This window comes from Streptomyces sp. MMS24-W38 (assembly GCF_059889265.1).
Window position 1 is genome coordinate 5,087,852 of the sequence record NZ_JCBCPP010000001.1, and the last position, 22,092, is coordinate 5,109,943.

Sequence of the window (22,092 nt, forward strand, 5' to 3'; positions counted from 1 at the left end):
GGGCCAGCGTCGTCCCTCGGCACTTGCCGCACGCCACATGACGACGACGAGGAGAGCCGATGCGTATGCCGCGTCAGCCGTGCCAGCATTCCGCGCAAGGCCAGAACCGGTCCTCCATGGACGCCCGCCCCGCCCCCCAGGGCCTGTACGACCCCCGCGACGAGCACGACGCCTGCGGCGTGGGCTTCGTCGCCACCCTCACCGGCGAGGCCTCCCACACCCTGGTGGAGCAGGCACTCACCGTCCTGCGCAACCTGGAGCACCGCGGCGCCACCGGCTCCGAGCCCGACTCCGGCGACGGCGCGGGCATCCTCTCCCAGATCCCGGACGCCTTCTTCCGCGAGGTGGCCGGCTTCGCACTGCCCGCGGCCGGCGCCTACGCCGTCGGCACCGCCTTCCTCCCCCTCGACGCGGCCGACGAGGCCGCCGCCCGCATCGAGGAGATCGCCCGCGACGAGGGCCTGACCGTCCTCGGCTGGCGCGACGTGCCCATAGCACCCGAGCTGCTCGGCGCCACCGCCCGCTCCACGATGCCCGCCTTCCGCCAGATCTTCGTCACGGACCACGCGTCGACCGGCATCGACCTCGACCGCACGGCCTTCGCGCTGCGCAAGCGCGCCGAGCGCGAGGCCGGCGTCTACTTCCCGTCGCTGTCCGCGCGGACCGTCGTCTACAAGGGCATGCTCACCACCGGCCAGCTGGAGCCCTTCTTCCCGGACCTGTCGGACCGCCGCTTCGGCTCCGCGATCGCGCTCGTGCACTCCCGGTTCTCCACGAACACCTTCCCGTCGTGGCCGCTCGCGCACCCCTACCGCTTCGTCGCCCACAACGGTGAGATCAACACCGTCAAGGGCAACCGCAACTGGATGCGCGCCCGCGAGTCCCAGCTGGTCTCCGACCTGTTCGATCCCGAGAAGGACCTCGAGCGCATCTTCCCGGTGTGCACCCCCGACGCCTCCGACTCCGCCTCCTTCGACGAGGTCCTCGAACTGCTGCACCTCGGCGGGCGTTCGCTGCCGCACTCCGTGCTGATGATGATCCCGGAGGCATGGGAGAACCACGCCTCGATGGAGCCGGCCAGGCGCGCCTTCTACCAGTACCACTCCACGATGATGGAGCCCTGGGACGGCCCCGCCTGCGTCACCTTCACCGACGGCACCCAGGTCGGCGCCGTACTCGACCGCAACGGCCTGCGCCCCGGCCGCTACTGGGTCACCGACGACGGCCTGGTCGTCCTCGGCTCCGAGGTCGGCGTCCTCGACATCGACCCGGCGAAGGTCGTCCGCAAGGGCCGCCTGCAGCCCGGCCGCATGTTCCTGGTGGACACCGCCGAGCACCGCGTCATCGAGGACGACGAGATCAAGGCCGCCCTCGCCGCCGAGCGCCCCTACGCCCAGTGGCTGGAAGCCGGCGAGATCGAACTGTCCGACCTGCCCGAGCGCGAGCACATCGTGCACACCCACGCCTCGGTCACCCGACGCCAGCAGACCTTCGGCTACACCGAGGAGGAACTGCGCGTCCTGCTCGCCCCGATGGCCAAGACCGGCGCCGAGCCGATCGGCTCCATGGGCACCGACTCGCCGATCGCCGCGCTCTCCGACCGCCCCCGGCTGCTCTTCGACTACTTCACCCAGCTGTTCGCGCAGGTCACCAACCCGCCGCTGGACGCGATCCGCGAAGAACTGGTCACCTCCCTGCGCAGCTCCCTGGGCCCCCAGGGCAACCTGCTCGAGCCGACGGCCGCGTCCTGCCGCTCCGTCGTCCTGCCCTTCCCGGTCATCGACAACGACGAGCTGGCCAAGCTCATCCACGTCAACGCCGACGGCGACCTGCCCGGCTTCAAGGCCGCCACCCTCTCCGGCCTCTACCGGGTCTCCGGCGGCGGCGACACCCTCGCCGCCCGCATCGAGGAGATCTGCGCCGAGGCCGACGCCGCCATCGGCAACGGCGCCCGCCTGATCGTCCTGTCCGACCGGCACTCCGACGCCGAGCACGCGCCGATCCCGTCGCTGCTGCTCACCGCGGCCGTCCACCACCACCTCATCCGCACCAGGCAGCGCACCCGGGTGGGCCTCCTCGTCGAGGCCGGAGACGTCCGCGAGGTCCACCACGTGGCCCTCCTCATCGGCTTCGGCGCCGCCGCCGTCAACCCGTACCTGGCGATGGAGTCCGTCGAGGACCTCGTCCGCGCGGGCACCTTCCTGCAGGCCGTCGACGGCGAGCCCGAGAAGGCCATCCGCAACCTCATCCACGCTCTCGGCAAGGGCGTACTGAAGGTCATGTCCAAGATGGGCATCTCCACCGTCGCCTCCTACCGCGGCGCCCAGGTCTTCGAAGCCGTCGGCCTCGACGAGCGGTTCGTCGAGAAGTACTTCCACGGCACCGCCACCAAGATCGGCGGCATCGGCATCGACGTCGTCGCCCGGGAGGTCGCCGCCCGCCACGCCAAGGCGTACCCCACCTCCGGTATCGCCCCCGCCCACCGCACCCTCGACATCGGCGGCGAGTACCAGTGGCGCCGCGAGGGCGAACCGCACCTGTTCGACCCGGAGACCGTCTTCCGCCTCCAGCACTCCACGCGCTCCGGCCGCTACGACGTCTTCAAGCAGTACACCGACCGCGTCAACGAGCAGTCCGAACGCCTGATGACGCTGCGCGGCCTGTTCGGCTTCACCACCGACCGGAAGCCGATCCCCCTCGACGAGGTCGAGCCGGCCTCCGAGATCGTCAAGCGGTTCTCCACCGGCGCCATGTCGTACGGCTCCATCTCCCAGGAGGCGCACGAGACCCTCGCCGTCGCCATGAACCAGCTCGGTGGCAAGTCCAACACCGGCGAGGGCGGCGAGGACCCCGAGCGCCTGTACGACCCGGCCCGCCGCTCCTCCATCAAGCAGGTCGCCTCCGGCCGCTTCGGCGTGACCTCCGAATACCTGGTCAACGCCGACGACATCCAGATCAAGATGGCCCAGGGAGCCAAACCCGGCGAGGGCGGCCAGCTGCCCGGCCCCAAGGTCTACCCGTGGATCGCGAAGACCCGGCACTCGACACCCGGCGTGGGCCTCATCTCCCCGCCGCCGCACCACGACATCTACTCCATCGAGGACCTCGCCCAGCTCATCCACGACCTGAAGAACGCCAACCCCCAGGCGCGCATCCACGTCAAGCTGGTCTCCGAGGTAGGCGTCGGCACCGTCGCCGCGGGCGTCTCCAAGGCCCACGCCGACGTCGTGCTCGTCTCCGGCCACGACGGCGGCACCGGCGCCTCTCCGCTGACCTCGCTCAAGCACGCCGGCGGCCCCTGGGAACTCGGCCTCGCCGAGACCCAGCAGACACTCCTCCTCAACGGCCTGCGCGACCGGATCGTCGTCCAGACCGACGGCCAGCTCAAGACCGGCCGCGACGTCGTCGTCGCCGCCCTCCTCGGCGCCGAGGAGTTCGGCTTCGCCACCGCGCCCCTGGTCGTCTCCGGCTGCGTCATGATGCGCGTCTGCCACCTGGACACCTGTCCGGTCGGCATCGCCACCCAGAACCCGGTGCTGCGCGAGCGGTTCGCCGGCAAGGCCGAGCACGTCGTGAACTTCTTCCGGTTCATCGCCGAAGAGGTCCGCGAACTCCTCGCCGGACTCGGCTTCCGCTCCCTCGAGGAAGCCGTCGGCCACACCGAGGTCCTCGACGTGACCCGCGCCGTCGACCACTGGAAGGCGCAGGGCCTGGAACTGGCCCCGCTGCTCCACGTCCCGGACCTGCCCGACGGCGCCGTCCGCCACCAGGCCGTCCCCCAGGAGCACGGACTGGCGAAGGCCCTCGACAACGAGCTGATCAAGCTCGCCGCCGACGCGCTCGCCGCCGACGGCGCCCCCGACGCCCAGCCGGTCCGCGCCCAGGTCGCCATCCGCAACATCAACCGCACCGTCGGCACCATGCTCGGCCACGAGGTGACGAAGAAGTTCGGCGGCGCCGGCCTGCCCGACGACACCATCGACATCACCTTCACCGGCTCCGCCGGCCAGTCCTTCGGCGCCTTCGTCCCCCGCGGCATCACACTGCGCCTGGAGGGCGACGCCAACGACTACGTCGGCAAGGGCCTCTCCGGCGGCCGCCTCGTCGTCCGCCCCGACCGGAGCGCCGACCACCTCGCCGAGTACAGCGTCATCGCCGGCAACACCCTCGCCTACGGCGCCACCGGCGGCGAGATGTTCCTGCGCGGCAAGGTCGGCGAACGGTTCTGCGTCCGCAACTCCGGCGCGCTGGTCGTCTCCGAGGGCGTGGGCGACCACGGCTGCGAATACATGACCGGCGGCCACGCGGTCGTCCTCGGCGAGACCGGCCGCAACTTCGCGGCCGGCATGTCCGGCGGCGTCGCCTACGTCATCGACCTCGACCGGGACAACGTCAACGCCGGCAACCTGGACGCCGTCCACGAACTCGACGACACCGACCGCTCCTGGCTGCACGACGTGGTGCGCCGGCACCAGGAGGAGACGGGCTCCACCGTCGCCGCCAAGCTGCTCGCCGAGTGGGACAGCCCTGTCGGCGAGAAGGCCGCCGCTGCCCGCTTCAGCAAGATCATCCCCCGTACGTACCAGGCAGTGCTCGCCGCCAAGGAAGCCGCCGAGCGAGCCGGACTCTCCGAGTCCGACACCCACCAGAAGATGATGGAGGCGGCGGCCCATGGCTGACCCGAAGGGCTTCTTGAACCACGGGCGCGAGGTCGCCACCTCCCGCCCGGTCACCGAACGCGTCAAGGACTGGAACGAGGTCCACGTCCCCGGCTCCCTGCTGCCGATCATCAGCAAGCAGGCCGGCCGCTGCATGGACTGCGGCATCCCGTTCTGCCACAACGGCTGCCCGCTGGGCAACCTCATCCCCGAGTGGAACGACTACGCCTACCGCGAGGACTGGCAGGCGGCCTCCGAGCGCCTGCACGCCACCAACAACTTCCCGGAGTTCACCGGCCGCCTGTGCCCCGCCCCGTGCGAATCGGCGTGCGTCCTCGGCATCAGCCAGCCGCCCGTCACCATCAAGAACGTCGAGGTCTCGATCATCGACAAGGCGTGGGAGACCGGCGACGTCGCCCCGCGCGTCCCCGAACGCCACTCCGGCAAGACCGTCGCGGTCGTCGGCTCCGGCCCCGCCGGCCTGGCCGCCGCCCAGCAGCTGACCCGGGCCGGCCACACCGTCGCCGTGTACGAACGGGCCGACCGCATCGGCGGCCTCCTGCGCTACGGCATCCCCGAGTTCAAGATGGAGAAGCGGCACATCAACCGCCGTATCGAGCAGATGCGTGCGGAAGGCACCAAGTTCCGCACGGGCATCGAGATCGGCCGTGACACGCCGGCCACCGCACTGCGCAAGCGGTACGACGCCGTCGTCCTCGCCGTCGGCGCGACCACGGCACGCGACCTGCCGGTACCGGGCCGCGAACTGGGCGGCATCCACCAGGCCATGGAATACCTGCCGCTGGCCAACAAGGTGCAGGAGGGCGACTACGTCACCCCGCCGATCTCGGCCGAGGGCAAGCACGTCGTCGTCATCGGCGGCGGCGACACCGGCGCCGACTGCGTGGGCACCGCCCACCGCCAGGGCGCCGCCTCCGTCACCCAGCTGGAGATCATGCCCCGCCCGGGCGAGGAACGGGACCCGCTCTCCCAGCCGTGGCCGACCTTCCCCATGCTCTACAAGGTCACCTCCGCGCACGAGGAGGGCGGCGAGCGGGTCTACTCCGTCTCCACCACCCGCTTCGAGGGCGACGCGGACGGCAACGTGCAGCGGCTGCACCTGACCGAGGTCGAATTCGTCGACGGCAAGCTCACCCACAAGCCCGGCACCGAGCGGGCGATCCCGGCCCAGCTGGTCACCCTCGCCATGGGCTTCACCGGCACCGACCGGGACAACGGCCTCGTCGAGCAGTTCGGCCTGGACCTCGACGAACGCGGTAACATCGCCCGCGACGCAGATTTCCAGACCAGCGTGCCGGGTGTCTTCGTCGCCGGTGACGCCGGCCGTGGCCAGTCCCTCATCGTGTGGGCGATCGCCGAGGGCCGCTCCGCCGCGCGCGGCTGCGACCGCCACCTCACCGGCGCGAGCGACCTGCCCGCACCGATCCGCCCCACGGACCGCTCACTGATGGTGTGACGGACCGCCCCGTCCGCCACCACCCGGTGGCGGACCGCACCGCACGAGGGACCTGACGGTCCCCCACAGAGGTCCCGTACAACGGCGTACGGAACACCAGGTGGCGCCTGCCAGCCGTCCCCGACCAGGACGAAACCGGGCAGGCGCCGCCGCATCCCGGTCAGGGGATCCGGAAGGTGCTCCCGTTCACCTGCCACGTCAGCGGCGTCGCCAGATCCAGGTTCCCCTCCCGTAGGAACCGGCGCTGGGCGGTGTCCACCCGGGACGTGTCGGCGTCCGGCTTCCTCGCGAGCATGGCCGCGCGGCGCACATCGAGGAACGCCTCCAGAAACGTTTTCTCGTCGCCGCCCTGCCCCGGCGTCTCCGCCTTGCGCACGGCCCGCTCCCGTATGCCGTAGAAACCGTCCGGGCCGGTGTCGGGGCCACGCCGGACCATCGCGTCGTAGTACACGAACTGGCCGAGCGTGCCGAGACCGTCCAGCTTGGCCATGCGCACCGCCGGATCGAAGTAGACCCGGTCGCGCTCGGCCTCCTGGGCCGTGCGGAACGCGGACTTCTCCGACTCCGCCCGCCAGGCCTCCGTGAAGCCCGGGTCCAGACCCTCGTGCGAGTCCGTGCCGTCCACCTCACGCAGCGCGGGCAGGAACTCCGCCAGCCCGTTGTCCGGGTGGTCCTTCGTGTAGCCCTCCACGAGGGCGAGCAGATCGTGGGTGCCGGTGGTGAAGCCGACGATGCCGGCCGTGTAGCCGACACCGTCCCCGACGTCCTCGATGGTGCCGTAGGTCTCACGCCAACGCAGCGTCGAGTTCTCGGCACTCGCCACGAGCTGCTGGGCGAGCTCCTTCTTCACCGGGTCGGCCAGGCCCGGCGGCCGGCTCGCCACCAGCGCGTCGTCCTTGGCCGACTCCGACTCGGCACGCTCCTTGGCCTGCTCACGCGCGTTCGACGAGGCGGACACGGCCGGACCGTCGCCGGCGGCCGAACCGTCCGACCCCCCGGGCATCAGCATGTACACGGCCGTCGCCACCACGGGCACGGCTGCGATCAGCAGCGCTGGACGCCTCACTGGAAAACACCTCCACCGGTCAGATCCGCCACCTTGACCCCCGCCAGGACGACGAGCAGCGCGAACAACGCCAGACACGCCCCCGCCTGCAACAACGCACGGTGCCTGCCCCTGGGCACGTACGCGAAGGCCACAGCCACCGCACCGCCCGCCAGCAGCCCGCCCAGGTGCCCCTCCCACGACGTGAACACCGCGGAGACCACCAGCCACAGCAGCAGCCCCGCCATGAACCGGTTGACCCCGCTCATGTCGGCACCGATCCGACGCGCCATGACGTAGTACGCGGCCCCCAGACCGAAGATCGCACCGGACGCCCCGACCACGATGTCCTGCGGCGCGAGCAGCAGCACCAGCACCGAACCACCCAGCGCCGACAGCAGATACAGGGCGAGATGGTGGACGCGGCCCAGCATCGGCTCGACGGCCCGCCCCAGATTCCACAGCACCACCATGTTCATCACGATGTGCAGGACGCCGAACGTCCCCCCGGTGGGCGGCAGATGCAGGAACGCGCCGGTCAGCAGCCGGTACCACTCCCCGCCCGCCACACCCTCCGGACGGAAGTCCCCGAAGTACCCGCCCTCGACCCACACGTAATGCCCGCCGTCCGGCCCGACCAGCCCCGCACCCAGCATCGCGAACCGGTCCACGACCTCCGGCAGCGCCACCTCCGCCAGATAGGCCAGCACATTGACGACGATCAGCGCGTACGTCACCACCGGCACCGCCGAGACCCGGCCACCCACCACGGTGCGGGCCTGCCGCATCGACCGCACGCCCTCCTTCACGCACTCGGGACACTGGTGGCCCACGGCCGCCTCCCGCATGCAGTCCGGACAGATGTACCGCTCGCAGCGCACACAGCTGACGTGACACTCCACCTTGGGATGGCGGTAACAGGTGGTGACGGTGGACTCGGAATCCACGAGCCGGCTCCTTGTGAGGGACGGGACGGACGAGCCGGCGGGGACGGCGGCGAACAAAAGTATCGAACACCGGTGCAGTCACGCGGAAGCGGGGTCGAAGTGCCCGGACCGCGTGCCACGGTCCGCACCCCGGGGAGCCGTGGACACCCACCCCGGACACCCGCCCCGGACACCCGCCCCTACGTGTTGCACTCCAGCACCGTCCGGCACAACCCGCACCGCACTCGCACCCGCCCCCGCACCGCGACCCTGATCCGCTGATGACAGGTCGGACACGGGAACGACACCCGCAACGCCCCCTCCCCGTCACCGCCGGACGTGAAGCTGTACGGCACACCCCCCGACCCCGACGGAACCGCGACGAGACCCTGCCGCCACTCCCGAGCCTGCCGGCGGTCCCGCGCGTACCGCCGACGCCCCACCCAGCCGGCCGCCGCCAACGGCGGCTGCTGCCCGTCCCGCCGCGCCAACTCCATCCCCTTCACATACGCCGTATAAGCCTGCGCACTGGTGAACCACACCGACGGATCCTCACCGAACACCAGCGACCGCTTCGCCAGCACATACCCGAACTCCTCCGGCGTGAGATACCCCAGCTTCTGCGACGACACCCCGTCCTCCCGGAACGCGTCCAGCAGCAGCCACCCCGCCCCCAGATACGTCGCCGCCGTGTCCGTCAGGATCTCGTTGTCCCGCGTACCGGGAAACGACAACCCCAGACGATGCAGATACACATGCATCACCTCATGCGCCAGCGCCGCCCCGATATCCCGCCGATGCGTCCGGAACCGATCATTCAGCTCCACGAAGTACTCCGGACCGGCCGCGAGCTCGACATTCGCCGCATGCCGCATCTCACGAAAACCGACGATCAACCGCGCATCCGGCAACCGGTAGTGCCGCACCAGCTCCCGCGCCACCCGCTGCGCCCCCAGATGAAGATCGTCCATATCGCCGAACGCCACATCCACCGGAGCCACACTGGTCGAGAACGACCGCACCGTGTCGTACGACAAACGCCGGTACACCGCCGTGAGAGCCGACCGCACCGTCTCCAGATGCGGAAAGCCGTGCTCCACCGGCCCGCCGTTCGCCACGCCTCACCCCCAGGACGCCCAGAAACCGATTCCACCCTACGGCCCCGCCCCGACAACCGCCCCCGACCGGCCACCCCCGACCGTCCACACCCCGAACACCACACCCCCCACCCACCACCGCCCCGTAGGCTGCCACCCCATGACCACCAGCAACACCGGTACCGGAGACATCGACCCCGCAGTCCGCGAGGAACTCGCCCGGTTGCGCGACAGCATCGACAACATCGACGCCGCCGTCGTCCACATGCTCGCCGAACGCTTCAAATGCACCCAGCAGGTCGGCCGCCTCAAGGCCCACCACCAACTGCCACCCGCCGACCCCGCCCGCGAAAGCCGACAGATCACCCGACTGCGCACCCTCGCCGAGAACGCCAAACTCGACCCGGCCTTCGCCGAGAAATTCCTCAACTTCATCATCGCCGAGGTCATCCGCCACCACGAACACATCGCCGACACCACCACCAGGAACACCACCGGCAACTCCACACCCACCACCGACTGACACCCCCGAAAACCCGCAGAGGCGCGCATCGGGGAGCCCCCACAACACCGGACATGGACCACGTACCGATCCGCCTCTGTGCCCCACCGGCGGCATCGGGCAGCATGGCCTGCATGTCCGTACTGACGCGCGACGAAGCGCACAACCGAGCACAGCTCCTCGACGTCCACCGCTACACGATCGAACTCGATCTCACCACCGGTGACGACACCTTCGACTCCCACACCCTGATCCGCTTCACCGTCCTCACCGACCAGGACGACACGGACACCTTCGTCGAAGTCAAGCCCGCCGAGCTGCGCTCCGTCACCCTCGACGGACACCCCCTCGACCCCGGCACCCTCCACGGCAACCGACTGCCGCTCAAGGGCCTCACCCCCGGCGAACACGAACTACGCGTCGACGCCACCATGCACTACTCCCGCACCGGCGAAGGCATGCACCGCTTCACCGACCCCGCCGACGGCGAGACCTACACCTACACCCAGCTCTTCATGGCCGACGTCCAACGCGTCTTCGCCGCCTTCGACCAGCCCGACCTCAAAGCCGTCTTCGAGATGACCGTCACCGCCCCCCACAACTGGACGGTCCTCGCCAACAGCATCACCGAACACCTCGGCCAAGGCCGCTGGAAAGCAGCCCCCACCCCCCTCATCTCCACCTACCTCGTCGCCGTCGCCGCAGGCCCCTGGCACACCGTACGCACCGAACACCGCGGCCTGCCCTTCGCCCTCCACTGCCGCCGCTCCCTCGCACCCCACCTCGACACCGACGCCGACGAACTCCTCGACATCACCCGCTCCTGCTTCGACCGCTACCACGAAAAATTCCAGGAACCCTACCCCTTCGACTCCTACGACCAGGCATTCGTCCCCGAATTCAACGCCGGCGCCATGGAGAACCCCGGACTCGTCACCTTCCGCGACGAATTCGTCTTCCGCTCCGCCGTCACCGACACCCAACGCCAGACCCGCGCCATGGTCATCGCCCACGAAATGGCCCACATGTGGTTCGGCGACCTCGTCACCCTCACCTGGTGGGACGACATCTGGCTCAACGAGTCCTTCGCCGAATACATGGGCTACCAGACCACCGCCGAAGCCACCCGCTTCACCGACACCTGGACCGACTTCGGCATCACCCGCAAACCCTGGGGCTACGACGCCGACCAACGCCCCTCCACCCACCCCGTCGCCCCCGAAAACGTCCAGGACACCGCCTCCGCCCTCCTCAACTTCGACGGCATCTCCTATGCCAAGGGCGCCTCCGCACTACGCCAACTCGTCGCCTGGCTCGGCGAAAAGGACTTCCTCGCCGGCATCAACACCCACATCGACCGGCATAAATTCGCCAACGCCACCCTCGCCGACTTCATCGACTCCCTCGCCTCCGCCACCGACCGCGACGTCCACGCCTGGGCCAACGTCTGGCTCCGCACCACCGGCGTCGACACCCTCACCCCCCAACTCCACACCGACAACGGACACTGGCACCTCACCATCCACCACGCGGACGGCGACAACCGCCCCCACCGCATCACCCTCGGCCTCTACGACCACGACCTCGACGACACCCGCGCCCTCACCCCCCGCACCCGCCTGGAAGCCGACCTCCCCACCCACGGCGACACCACCATCAGCGCCCCGGGCCCACGCCCCGCCCTCCTCGTCCTCAACGACGGAGACCTCACCTACGCCAAGATCCGCTTCGACGACGAATCCTTCCGGACCATCCGAACCCGCCTGTCCGGACTGCCCGACCCCCTCACCCGCGCCGTCATCTGGAACGCCCTGCGCGACGCCGTCCGCGACGGCGACCTCCCCGCCACCACCTACCTGGACATCGCCCGCACCCACCTCCCGCACGAAACCGACCTCGCCCTCGTCCAAGGCGCCCTCGCCTTCGCCACCACCCACATCGCCGACCGCTACGTCACCCCCGAACAACGGCCCGCCGCCCTCACCACCCTCACCGACCTGTGCCGCGACCTCATCCGCCGCACCGAGGACGGCGACCACCCCGACCTGCGCCTCATCGCCGTACGCCACCGCATCGACACCGCCGCCCACCCCCACACCATCGCCGCCTGGCTCGCCGACGGCACCGTCCCCGGCGGCCCCGAACTCGACCCCGAACTCCGCTGGCGCATCCTCACCCGCCTCGCCGCCCTCGACGCCACCGACGAAACCGCCATCGCCGCCGAACTCGCCCGCGACCCCAGCGCCACCGGCCAGGAAGGCGCCGCCCGCTGCCGCGCCGCCCTGCCCCACGAAGACGCCAAGGCCCGCGCCTGGGACGCCATGTTCCACACCGACGACCTGTCCAACTACCTGTTCACCGCCACCGCCCAGGGCTTCTGGCAACCCGAACAAGCCGACCTCGTAAGCCCCTACGTCGCCCGCTACTACAAGGACGCCGTCGCCCTCGCCGCCCGCCGCGGCCCCGCCCTCGCCGAAGCCGCCGGCCGCTGGGCCTTCCCCGCCCACGCCGTCGACCCCGAAAACCTCCGCCTCGGCGAGAAATGCCTCCGCAAGGCCGACCCGACCCCCGCCCTCCGCCGCAAACTCGTCGACCAGCTCGACGACCTGGCCCGGGCACTGCGCGTACGCCAGGCATAACCCGCGAACGAAACGGACGCTTTACCGTCGGGGGCGCCACACCTCACGGCACCCCCGACAATGCGAACTCATGACCGACATGTGAACGGCAGTCATGAATGCTCACACGAGCACCCGGTCGCACAATTCAACTCTTGTCCATAACCATTCATACGCAGTCCGCCGAACGGTCACATGCGACCTCATCGCTACCCATCGGTAAGCCCTAGGCTCAACACCATGCGCCGAGCAAAAATCGTCTGCACGCTGGGGCCCGCCACCGACACATACGACCAGATCAAAGACTTGGTCGACGCCGGAATGGACGTCGCCCGATTCAACCTCAGCCACGGCACCCACGCCGAGCATGAGGAGCGCTACCACCGCGTACGAAAAGCCGCCGACGAAACCGGCCGCAGTGTCGGTCTCCTCGCCGACCTCCAAGGCCCGAAAATCAGACTCGGCCACTTCACCGAAGGCCCCGTACTCCTCGAACACGGCGACACCTTCACCATCACCGTCGAAGACGGCACCCAGGGCGACCGCCACACCAGCGGCACCACCCACGCCGGCCTCGCAGACGACGTCACCCCCGGCGAACGCATCCTCATCGACGACGGCAAAGTCACCCTCGAAGTCACCGGCATCGACGGCCCCCGCGTCCACACCACCGTCATCGAAGGCGGCATGGTCTCCGACCACAAAGGCCTCAACCTCCCCGGAGTCGCCGTCTCCGTCCCCGCCCTCTCCAAAAAGGACGAGGACGACCTCCGCTGGGCCCTGCGCACAGGCTTCGACACCATCGCCCTCTCCTTCGTACGCAGCGGACGCGACATCAAGGACGTCCACCGCATCATGGAAGAAGAAGGCCGCCACCTCCCCGTCATCGCCAAAATCGAAAAACCCCAAGCCGTCGAGAACATCGACGACATCGTCGCCGCATTCGACGCCGTCATGATCGCCCGAGGAGACCTCGGCGTCGAAATGCCACTCGAACAAGTCCCCATCGTTCAAAAACGCGCCATCAAACTCGCCAAACGCAATGCCAAACCGGTCATCGTCGCCACCCAAATGCTCGACTCGATGATCGACAACGCCCGCCCCACCCGCGCCGAAGCCTCCGACGTCGCCAACGCCGTCATCGACGGCACCGACGCCGTCATGCTCTCCGGCGAAACCAGCGTCGGCAAACACGCCATCCACACCGTCCGCACCATGGCCCGCATCGTCGAAGCAGCCGAAGAAGACCTCCTCGCCAAAGGCCTCCCACCCCTCACTGAACGCAACAAACCCCGCACCCAAGGCGGCGCCGTGGCCCGCGCGGCAGCGGAAATCGGCGACTTCCTCGGCGCCAAGTTCCTCGTCGCCTTCACCCGCTCCGGCGACACCGCCCGCCGCCTCTCCCGCTACCGCTCACCCATCCCCCTCCTCGCCTTCACCACCGACCCCGCCACCCGCTCCCAACTCAGCCTCACCTGGGGCGTCGAAACCTTCCTCGGCCCCCACGTCGGCACCACCGACGCCATGGTCGACCAGGTCGACGAACTCCTCCTGCGGTACGCCCGCTGCGAGAAGGGCGACACGGTCGTCATCACGGCCGGCTCCCCACCCGGCGTCCCCGGCTCGACCAACCTCGTCCGCGTCCACCACATCGGCGAGGACGACAGTCCCAAGTAGCCTTCGCAGGGCCCCGGTTCAGTACTTGGGGCCCACGTGGCGGTCCAGCAGGGCCACGGAGGCCTTCTTGGCGACGGAGACGTTGAAGGGGGCGCCGCCCCGGGTGCAGTGCGTCCACTCGACACCGAGCCGGTCCAGGGCGTCGGTGTACAGCCTCCGGATGTCGTCCGACTTGTTGGTGAAGAAGTACCGGGGGTACTCGTAGCGCTTCCGCTCACCGCCGACCACGCGGGTGGTCCAGTTGGTGATCCGGCACCCGTCGGAGTGAACGAGACCGCGGACGAACTCCCACGGGTGAGCGTCGACGATCGCCTGCTGCCAGGGCTCGAGGACGATCAGCCGCTCATGCTTCTTGCCGGGGCCGTGCTGGGGGAAGAGCCGTGGCCAGTAGGGGGAGTAGCTGGTGACCGCCACGCATCCCTGCTTCGGTTGGACGTAGACGCCGATGCCGGGGCGGACTCGAAGAATGGCTTCACGGCACTGTTCGATCAACCCTGGCCACGCGTCCGCGCAGACGATCCGCAGGTAGTAGCCGGAACGAGGATGCGCGCTGATGCACCCATCGCCGAGGTAGAGGCCGAGGAGATAGGCGTACGCAGGCGCATCAGCAGGGGGCCCCGGATCTGGGGCCGCCATGCGCGGGGAGGGCTCCAGGCGCCGCTGCCAGGATCGGAGGGCGGCGCGCGAGATGCCCGTCTCACGACTCACTGAATTGAGGCTGCGGCCCTGAGCCACCAATGCGAGTGCTTGCTTGCGGGTGCTGATGCCGTACATGTGCACACCGTGTGCCAGCGATCACAGTGACACGCAGCAAAAGGCGGATGTTCACGAGAACGTGGACATCCGCTTGGGGTGGAAATCTTGTAATCGAAGGAAAAGTGCCCCCGGTCGGACTCGAACCGACACTGTATGGGTTTTGAATCCATTGCCTGCTGCCAATTGGGCTACGGGGGCCTGTGAAACGAAGGCTGGCGGTCACCCGCCGTGCCCCCACCTTACCGCAGCTGGGTACGCTCTTGTCAGCAGTACCGGTCTGCCCCGCACCAAGGAGCCCTCACGTGAGCGTCCCCGAGTCGCCCCAGCCAGTAGACGCGTCCGACGACGACAAGTCGCACGTGCCTCCGATGACGACCCGTGTCGTGATCGCCGAGGACGAGGCGCTGATCCGGCTCGATCTCAAGGAGATGCTGGAGGAGGAGGGGTACACCGTCGTCGGTGAGGCCGGTGACGGTGAGCGGGCGGTGGAGCTGGCGCGGGAGCACCGGCCGGATCTGGTGATCCTCGATGTGAAGATGCCGAAGCTGGACGGTATCTCGGCGGCGGAGAAGATCGCCGAGGAGAGTATCGCGCCGGTGTTGATGCTGACGGCGTTCTCGCAGCGTGATCTGGTGGAGCGGGCGCGGGACGCGGGGGCGATGGCGTATCTGGTGAAGCCGTTCTCGAAGAGTGATGTGGTGCCGGCGATCGAGATGGCGGTGTCGCGGTTCACGGAGTTGCGGGAGCTGGAGCGTGAGGTCGCGGATCTGAGTCTGCGGCTGGAGACGCGGAAGCTGGTGGACCGGGCGAAGTCGGTGTTGCAGACGGTGTACGGGTTGTCGGAGCCGGCGGCGTTCCGGTGGATCCAGAAGACGTCGATGGACCGTCGGATGTCGATGCAGCAGGTGGCGCAGGCGGTCATCGACGACGCGGCGGAGAAGAAGGCGGCGAAGGGTTAGAGAAGAGATCGGTATGGGTGAGGCCCGCGTCCCTTGGTGGGGCGCGGGCCTCGGGGTTTTCTGGGGTGGGTGGGGGTCAGTCGACGCCGAGGTAGGCCTTGCGGACGGATTCGTCGTGGAGGAGTTTCTGTCCGGTTCCGGAGAGGACGATGTTGCCGACTTCCATGACGTGGCCGTGGTCGGCGAGGGAGAGGGCGGCCTGGGCGTTCTGTTCGACGAGCAGGATGGTGGTGCCCTGGGATTTCAGCTCGGCGATGGTGGCCATGATTTTCTGCATCATGATCGGTGAGAGGCCCATGGAGGGTTCGTCGAGCATGAGGAGTTTGGGCTGGGACATGAGTGCTCTGCCCATGGCGAGCATTTGCTGTTCTCCGCCGGAGAGGGTTCCTGCGGCCTGCTTGCGGCGTTCTCCGAGGATGGGGAAGAGGTCGTAGGAGCGCTGGATGTCTTTCTCGATGCCTGCCTTGTCGCTGCGGAGGAAGGCGCCGAGGCGGAGGTTGTCCTCGATGGTCATGCGGGGGAAGATGTGCCGGCCTTCGGGGGAGTGGGCGAGGCCCTGGGCGACGATGTCGTGCGCCGGGATCTTCTTGAGGGATTTGCCGTTGAATTTGATCTGGCCGCCGATGGGCTTGAGGAGGCCGGAGAGGGTGCGCAGGGTGGTGGTTTTGCCTGCGCCGTTGGTGCCGATGAGGGTGACGACTTGGCCGGCTTCGACCTTGAAGGAGATTCCCTTGACGGCTTGGATCTTGCCGTAGGCGACTTTGAGGTCTTCGACTTCGAGCAGTGCGGTCATCGGTCGTTCTCCTTGCCGGGCGCGGCGTCCGTGGTGGCCTCGGCGGCTGCTTCCGCGGCTTCGACTTCGGCTGCTTCTTCGGCGCCGGGGTCGTTCGCGATGGGTTCTCCGATGTAGGCGGCGATGACGCGTTCGTCGGCCTGGACGGTGGCTGCGTCGCCTTCGACGAGTTTTTGTCCTTGGACGAGGACGGCGACGCGGTCGCAGAGGTTGAAGATGAACCGCATGTCGTGCTCGATGACGAGGACGGCGATGCCCTTGTCGCGGATGGCGAAGACGAGTTGTTCGGTGTCGCGGGTTTCTTGGGGGTTCATGCCGGCGGTGGGCTCGTCGAGGAGGAGGAGTCCGGGTTCGCTGGCGAGGGCGCGGGCGATTTCGAGTCGGCGTTGTTCGCCGTAGGGGAGGTTGCGGGAGAGGTGTTCGGCCTTGTCGGCGAGGCCGACGAACTCGAGGAGTTCCATGGCGCGTTCGCGGGAGGCGGCTTCGGCCTTGTGGAAGCCGGGGCCGCGCAGGAGGGCGGACCAGAGGCCTTCTTTGGTGCGGGTGTGGCGGCCGACGAGGACGTTTTCGAGGACCGTCATGTTGCTGAAGAGGCGGATGTTCTGGAAGGTGCGGGCGATGCCGGCGGCGGTGACCTTGAAGGACTTGGGGGGCAGGACCTTGTCCTTGTAGCGGACTTCGCCTTCGGTGGGGATGTAGAGACCGGTGAGGCAGTTGAAGAAGGTGGTCTTGCCGGCGCCGTTGGGTCCGATGAGGCCGACGATTTCGCCGCTGTTGACGGTGAGGTCGACGTCGCGGACGGCGGTGAGGCCGCCGAAGCGCATGGTGACGCCTCGGGCGTCGAGGATGGTTTCGCCGGTGGGGGCGTTCTGGGTGGTGGTGTCGGTGGTGGTCATGGTGGTCAGGCCCCTGCCTTGCTGAGGACTGTGGGTGTTTCGGCCTCTGCGTGGAATTCGAGCTGGCGACGCCGGTTGGGGATGAGGCCTTCGGGCCGGAAGCGCATGAGGAGGACGAGGGCGAGGCCGAAGGCGATGAGCTGGTAGTCGCCGAGGAATTGGAGTTTGGCGGGGATGAGGTAGAGCAGGGCGGCGCCGACGAGGGGTCCGCTGATGGTGCCCATGCCGCCGAGGACGACTGCGGCGAGGAGGAAGGCGCTGTTGGGCGGGACGACGTGGGCGAACATGTACTGCTCGGGGGTGACGGTGTAGGTGACGTGGGCCTGGACGGTGCCGGCGAGGCCGGCGAGTGTGGCGCCGAGGGCGAAGGCGATGAGTTTGACGCGGAAACCGTTGATGCCCATGGCGCGGGCGGCGGTTTCGTCTTCGCGGATGGCGACCCAGGCGCGGCCGATGCGGGAGTCGCTGCTGCGTCGGAAGACGACGACGACGATCAGCGTGATGAGGAGCATCAGCAGGAAGTAGTTGGCGAACCGGGCGATGGTGAAGCCGGCGATGGTGTGTTCCTGGCCGAAGTCGAAGCCGAGGATGTTGATGTTGGGGATGGAGGAGATGCCGTTGGAGCCGTTGGTGATGTCGGGTCCGGAGGTGCCGTCGGTGTTGAGGACGGCGAGGCGGAAGATTTCGCCGAAGCCGAGGGTGACGATGGCGAGGTAGTCGCCGCGGAGGCGGAGGGTGGGGGCTCCGATGAGGACGCCGAAGACCATGGCGACGGCTGCGCCGAGGAGGGCGCTGGCCCAGAAGGGGAGTTGGATGTCGAAGGGGCTGGAGGGGCTTCCGGAGACCATGGCGGCGGTGTAGGCGCCGACGCCGAGGAAGGCGACGTATCCGAGGTCGAGGAGGCCGGCGAGGCCGACGACGATGTTGAGGCCCAGGGCGACGGTGGCGAAGATGAGGATGTAGACGCCGATGGTGGCGTACTGGTCGTCGGACTGGGTGAAGGGGAAGGCGGCGGCGGCGACGAAGGCGCCGACCAGGGTGACGTTGCGGTGTTTGGCGGTGAGCGCGGAGACGCGGTTGATCAGTCCTGCTTTGGCGAGGGCGGCGAAGCCGAAGCCGGCGGTGATGAGGAAGCCGACGAAGAGTTCGTCGTAGGAGGTGCCGATGCCGTAGGTGAAGACCAGCAGGCCGACGGCGAGGGCGGCGACGATGATGAGGGTCTCGGCGTAGGCGGGCAGGGGGCGGGCGGGCCGGGTGCGGCCGCTCGCGACGGCTGCGCGCAGGGTGGTGAAGGAGTGCCGCGTGTGGTGGCGGAACTGTTCCCAGCCGGTGTCGTCGGGGTCGTGGGGGTCGGGTTCGGGTCGTTCGAAGGGGAGGGCGAGGGCGCCGAGGAGTGCGGTGAGGGTGGCGACGGCCGCGATCCAGGCGCCGGGTTCGAGGTGGACGACTCCGCCGAGGGTGGCGCTGATGGCGATGATCGTGTACCAGGCGGTGGCGAAGGTGCCGGTGGCGGCGAGTTTGATGGCGCTGTCGGCTCCTGCGGGGGTGAGCCAGCGCAGGCCCTTGGTGTTGTGGGAGGCGAGGCCGAGGAGGGTGGTGAGGGAGCCGCCGATGAGGACGAGGACCTGGAGGCCGCCGGGGTAGCCGTAGACGGTGAGGTCGCCGGGGAACGCGGAGGTCCAGGTCCAGGCGAGGAAGGTGGAGATGACGGTGAGGGCGCCGCCGGCGGTGGCGAGGGCGCGGCCGGTGTTCTCCGGGATGCCGATGAGGCCCTTGGGGGGTTCGGCGGTGGGGGAGCCGGGGGTCTGCGTGGTGGTTTGTGTGGTCATCGGTGTCACGCCCTGTCCGCGACGCGCTCGCCGAGGAGGCCTTGGGGCCTGAAGAGGAGCACGAGGATGAGGAGTACGAAGGCCCAGACGTTTGCCCAGGACTGGCTGCCGAACTGCTGCATGCCGGGGATGTCGGAGATGTAGGCGGTGGACAGGGCTTCGGCGATGCCGAGGACGAGGCCGCCGAGCATGGCTCCGTAGATGTTGCCGATTCCGCCGAGGACGGCGGCGGTGAAGGCCTTGAGTCCGAGGATGAAGCCCATGCGGAAGTCGATCTGGCCGTATTTGAGGCCGTAGGCGACGCCGCCGACGGCGGCGAAGACGGCGCCGAGGGCGAAGGCGACGACGATGATGCGGTCGGTGTTGATGCCCATGAGCTTGGCGGTGTCGGGGTCCTGGGCGGTGGCCTGCATGCCGCGTCCGGTGCGGGTGCGCATGACGAAGTAGCCGAGGATGGCCATGCTGAGGGGGGCGGCGCAGAGGACGAAGATGTCGCCGGTCTGGATGGTGACGTTGCCGATTTCGAAGGGTCCGCCGGGGATGCCGGGGAAGGTGCGGGCGGATTTCGCTTCGGGGTACCAGGCCCATACGGCTTGCTGGAGGGCGAGGGAGAGGCCGATGGCGGTGATGAGGGGGGCGAGGCGGGGGCCGCCGCGCAGGGGCCGGTAGGCGAACCGTTCCGCCCCTACGGCCACGGTGGTGGAGACGATCATGGCGCCGATCAGCATGAGCGGCAGGGCGATCAGCATGGAGGTGCCGTCGGGCAGGATGTAGACGTAGACCGTGAGTGCGCCGAAGGCGCCGGTCATGAAGATCTCGCCGTGGGCGAAGTTGATGAGCTGGACAATGCCGTAGACCATTGTGTAGCCGAGGGCGACCAGCCCGTACATGGATCCCAGTAGCAGGCCGTTGACCAGCTGCTGCGGCAGTTCGTTCACCGCATGTCCTCCGAGACGTTCGGAAAGTTCGATGGATGGTGCCGGATGTGAGTGCGCGCGGGGCGCCTGTGGTGCGGCGCCCCGCGCGGCTCGGTGGGTGCGGCTGGGTCAGCCGGTGTAGGTGCCGGACTTGACGTCGTTCCAGTCGTTGTTCTCGACGGCGTAGACGGTGAGCTGCTTGTTGGTGGCGTCGCCGTACTCGTCGAAGGAGACCTTGCCGGTGACTCCGTCGAAGGAGACGTCCTGCATGGCGGCGGTGACCTTTTCGCGGGCGTCGTCGGGCAGCTTGCCGTCGTTGTCCTCGACGACCTTCTTGACGGCCTCGATGATGGCCCAGCCGGAGTCGTAGCTGTAGCCGCCGTAGGCCTCGTAGGCCTCCTTGTAGCCCGCGTCCTTGTAGTTGGCGACGAACTCCTTGGCGGAGGGGAGTTCTTCGACGGGGGCGCCGACGGAGGTGGCGAGGTCGCCGGTGCCGCTGGCGCCGGCGAGCTTGATGAAGTCGGCGCTGTAGATGCCGTCGCCGCCGACGAGCGGGATCTTGGCGCCGGCGGCCTTGATCTGCTTGCTGAGCGGGCCGGCCTGCGGGTATTCGCCACCGTAGTAGACGACGTCGGCGCCGGAGGACTTGACCTTGGTGGCGACCGCGGAGAAGTCCTTGGTCTCGGGGTCGATGTGCTCGGTGCCGACGACCTTGCCGCCGAGCTTCTTGAACTCGGCGGTGAAGGTGGCGGCGAGGCCGGCGCCGTAGGTCTTCTTGTCGTCGATGACGAAGACCTTGCGCTTCTTGGAGTCGTTGTACAGGTACTGGGCGGCGAACGGGCCCTGGATGGCGTCCGTGGTCGCGGTGCGGAAGTACGACTTGTACGGGCGGGTCTGGGTCTTCTGCCAGTCGGTGCCCTGGGAGAGGGCGGGGTTGGTGTTGGCGGGTGAGACCTGGACGAGCTTGGCGTCGTCGAAGACCTTCTGCATGGACTCGGCGACGGAGGAGTTCAGCGGGCCGACGACACCGAGGACTTCGTCGTTGGCGACGAACTTGGTGGCGTTCTGCTGGCCGGAGGAGGGCTGTGCCTGGTCGTCGAGGGCTTCGACCTTGAAGGTGATGCCGTCGACGAGCTTCTCCTTGTTGGCGATCTTGGCGGCGAGGTCCACGGAGTTCTTGATTCCGAGGCCCAGCGCGGACAGGTCGCCGGTCAGTGGCGCGTCGACGCCGATGACCACGGTGGTGCCACCGCTGCCGGAGCCCGAGCTGCCGCCGTTGTCGTCGCGTGAGCCGCAGGCGGTGAGGGTGAGTGCTCCCGCCGCCAGTGTGGCGGTGATGGCGATGAGCGAACGTTGACGCACGATCCAGTCCTTTCCCCTGACGGCCGTTTCCCGGTGGAAACGGCCGAGTCGAGCGCTGGGCCGAAGTGACAATCAGGCGGCGCGGTGACTGGCCGTGACTCTAAGCGGGCGTGGGGAATATGGAGGAGGGTCTGGCCAATGCTGTGACTCTCTTGTTATGACACGACGTATTGCAGAGCGGTACTCGGTGGGGGGAACGGCTGAATTCTCGCCGTTTTGCCCCGTCCGCATCATGAGAAACCGCAGGACCCGGTGGGGGGCGTTCAGGTGTATCAGCCGTTTTGGTGATTACTCGAATTCGTTGCTGCGGGCGACCTGTGTGGCCTGGGGGAAGTCCTGCGCATGGCGTGATCCGGAGGCGAAGCGGAATGCCTGTATTGCACACGTAATACGTAGAGTTACGGCCGGGAAGGGGAGTTCGACGTTCGGTGAAACGTTTCTGCCCTCCGCGGTGCGCAGGCCTGATGGTGATCTTGTGGAAGAGGGCCGATTCTTTGTCCGAAAAGGGGGTTGCGTGGGGTGGGGATCGCGGAAAGGCCGTGTACCGCCGGGATATCACCGTAACAGTGGTCTTAGTGCC

Annotated in this window: 15 protein-coding genes and 1 tRNA gene; 6 read left to right on the forward strand and 10 right to left on the reverse strand. The window is 68.5% G+C overall.

Going from position 1 to position 22,092, the window contains the following annotated elements; translation table 11 throughout:
- The first annotated feature begins 59 nt into the window (after positions 1 to 59).
- On the forward strand, positions 60 to 4,679 hold the full coding sequence (gene gltB, locus AC6F7H_RS22140) for a glutamate synthase large subunit (protein ID WP_500758652.1): 4,620 nt from the start codon (positions 60 to 62) through the stop codon (positions 4,677 to 4,679).
- Positions 4,672 to 6,135, forward strand: a complete 1,464-nt coding sequence (locus AC6F7H_RS22145) for a glutamate synthase subunit beta (protein WP_500758653.1) — start codon at positions 4,672 to 4,674, stop codon at positions 6,133 to 6,135. The genes gltB and AC6F7H_RS22145 overlap by 8 nt, the downstream gene beginning before the upstream one ends.
- A 160-nt stretch (positions 6,136 to 6,295) precedes the next feature.
- Here the strand turns inward: AC6F7H_RS22145 and AC6F7H_RS22150 are convergent, their stop codons facing one another.
- The 3 genes from AC6F7H_RS22150 to AC6F7H_RS22160 all read right to left on the reverse strand — a co-directional run bounded on the left by AC6F7H_RS22150 (position 6,296) and on the right by AC6F7H_RS22160 (position 9,224).
- On the reverse strand, positions 6,296 to 7,138 hold the full coding sequence (locus tag AC6F7H_RS22150; protein ID WP_500761994.1) for a chitosanase: 843 nt from the start codon (positions 7,136 to 7,138) through the stop codon (positions 6,296 to 6,298).
- A 59-nt stretch (positions 7,139 to 7,197) separates the two neighbouring features.
- Positions 7,198 to 8,127, reverse strand: a complete 930-nt coding sequence (locus tag AC6F7H_RS22155; protein WP_500758654.1) for a rhomboid family intramembrane serine protease — start codon at positions 8,125 to 8,127, stop codon at positions 7,198 to 7,200.
- 179 nt (positions 8,128 to 8,306) lie between these two features.
- A complete protein-coding gene (locus AC6F7H_RS22160; protein WP_500758655.1) occupies positions 8,307 to 9,224 on the reverse strand; it encodes a hypothetical protein in 918 nt (305 codons plus the stop codon).
- A gap of 139 nt (positions 9,225 to 9,363) precedes the next feature.
- Between AC6F7H_RS22160 and AC6F7H_RS22165 the strand changes: the two genes are divergently transcribed.
- The 3 genes from AC6F7H_RS22165 (at position 9,364) to pyk (ending at position 14,000) form a co-directional block, all read left to right on the forward strand.
- Positions 9,364 to 9,726, forward strand: a complete 363-nt coding sequence (locus AC6F7H_RS22165; RefSeq protein WP_500758656.1) for a chorismate mutase — start codon at positions 9,364 to 9,366, stop codon at positions 9,724 to 9,726.
- A gap of 104 nt (positions 9,727 to 9,830) precedes the next feature.
- Complete coding sequence (pepN, locus tag AC6F7H_RS22170; protein ID WP_500761996.1) at positions 9,831 to 12,344, forward strand: aminopeptidase N; 2,514 nt, start codon at positions 9,831 to 9,833, stop codon at positions 12,342 to 12,344.
- A 219-nt stretch (positions 12,345 to 12,563) separates the two neighbouring features.
- Complete coding sequence (gene pyk / locus AC6F7H_RS22175) at positions 12,564 to 14,000, forward strand: pyruvate kinase (protein WP_500758657.1); 1,437 nt, start codon at positions 12,564 to 12,566, stop codon at positions 13,998 to 14,000.
- 18 nt (positions 14,001 to 14,018) lie between these two features.
- On the opposite strand, the gene AC6F7H_RS22180 is transcribed toward pyk, so the two are convergent.
- Entirely contained in the window at positions 14,019 to 14,774 is a 756-nt protein-coding gene (locus AC6F7H_RS22180; RefSeq protein ID WP_500758658.1) for a helix-turn-helix domain-containing protein, read from the reverse strand.
- Between the two features lie 105 nt (positions 14,775 to 14,879).
- A tRNA-Leu gene (locus AC6F7H_RS22185) sits at positions 14,880 to 14,954 on the reverse strand.
- 104 nt (positions 14,955 to 15,058) lie between these two features.
- On the opposite strand from AC6F7H_RS22185, the gene AC6F7H_RS22190 reads away from it, so the two are divergent.
- Positions 15,059 to 15,715, forward strand: a complete 657-nt coding sequence (locus tag AC6F7H_RS22190) for an ANTAR domain-containing response regulator (RefSeq protein ID WP_361450721.1) — start codon at positions 15,059 to 15,061, stop codon at positions 15,713 to 15,715.
- Positions 15,716 to 15,791: 76 nt separating this feature from the next.
- On the opposite strand, the gene AC6F7H_RS22195 is transcribed toward AC6F7H_RS22190, so the two are convergent.
- The 5 genes from AC6F7H_RS22195 to AC6F7H_RS22215 form a co-directional block, all read right to left on the reverse strand.
- A complete protein-coding gene (locus tag AC6F7H_RS22195; RefSeq protein WP_500758659.1) occupies positions 15,792 to 16,508 on the reverse strand; it encodes an ABC transporter ATP-binding protein in 717 nt (238 codons plus the stop codon).
- Positions 16,505 to 17,404 (reverse strand): ABC transporter ATP-binding protein, encoded by a 900-nt coding sequence (locus AC6F7H_RS22200; RefSeq protein ID WP_500758660.1) that lies wholly within the window; start codon positions 17,402 to 17,404, stop codon positions 16,505 to 16,507. The genes AC6F7H_RS22195 and AC6F7H_RS22200 overlap by 4 nt, the downstream gene beginning before the upstream one ends.
- A gap of 5 nt (positions 17,405 to 17,409) precedes the next feature.
- Entirely contained in the window at positions 17,410 to 19,233 is a 1,824-nt protein-coding gene (locus AC6F7H_RS22205) for a branched-chain amino acid ABC transporter permease (RefSeq protein ID WP_500758661.1), read from the reverse strand.
- Positions 19,234 to 19,238: 5 nt separating this feature from the next.
- On the reverse strand, positions 19,239 to 20,171 hold the full coding sequence (locus AC6F7H_RS22210; protein ID WP_500758662.1) for a branched-chain amino acid ABC transporter permease: 933 nt from the start codon (positions 20,169 to 20,171) through the stop codon (positions 19,239 to 19,241).
- A gap of 108 nt (positions 20,172 to 20,279) precedes the next feature.
- On the reverse strand, positions 20,280 to 21,512 hold the full coding sequence (locus tag AC6F7H_RS22215; protein WP_500758663.1) for a branched-chain amino acid ABC transporter substrate-binding protein: 1,233 nt from the start codon (positions 21,510 to 21,512) through the stop codon (positions 20,280 to 20,282).
- Between the last annotated feature and the right edge of the window lie 580 nt (positions 21,513 to 22,092).

Bases quoted from the DNA above. Each gene is read 5' to 3' on its own strand.
- pepN (WP_500761996.1), top strand. From the start codon at position 9,831: ATGGCCTGCATGTCCGTACTGACGCGCGACGAAGCGCACAACCGAGCA.
- AC6F7H_RS22165 (WP_500758656.1), top strand. From the start codon at position 9,364: ATGACCACCAGCAACACCGGTACCGGAGACATCGACCCCGCAGTCCGC.
- AC6F7H_RS22200 (WP_500758660.1), bottom strand. From the start codon at position 17,404: ATGACCACCACCGACACCACCACCCAGAACGCCCCCACCGGCGAAACC.
- pyk (WP_500758657.1), top strand. From the start codon at position 12,564: ATGCGCCGAGCAAAAATCGTCTGCACGCTGGGGCCCGCCACCGACACA.
- AC6F7H_RS22205 (WP_500758661.1), bottom strand. From the start codon at position 19,233: ATGACCACACAAACCACCACGCAGACCCCCGGCTCCCCCACCGCCGAA.
- AC6F7H_RS22180 (WP_500758658.1), bottom strand. From the start codon at position 14,774: ATGTACGGCATCAGCACCCGCAAGCAAGCACTCGCATTGGTGGCTCAG.
- AC6F7H_RS22145 (WP_500758653.1), top strand. From the start codon at position 4,672: ATGGCTGACCCGAAGGGCTTCTTGAACCACGGGCGCGAGGTCGCCACC.
- AC6F7H_RS22150 (WP_500761994.1), bottom strand. From the start codon at position 7,138: ATGCCCGGGGGGTCGGACGGTTCGGCCGCCGGCGACGGTCCGGCCGTG.
- AC6F7H_RS22195 (WP_500758659.1), bottom strand. From the start codon at position 16,508: ATGACCGCACTGCTCGAAGTCGAAGACCTCAAAGTCGCCTACGGCAAG.
- gltB (WP_500758652.1), top strand. From the start codon at position 60: ATGCGTATGCCGCGTCAGCCGTGCCAGCATTCCGCGCAAGGCCAGAAC.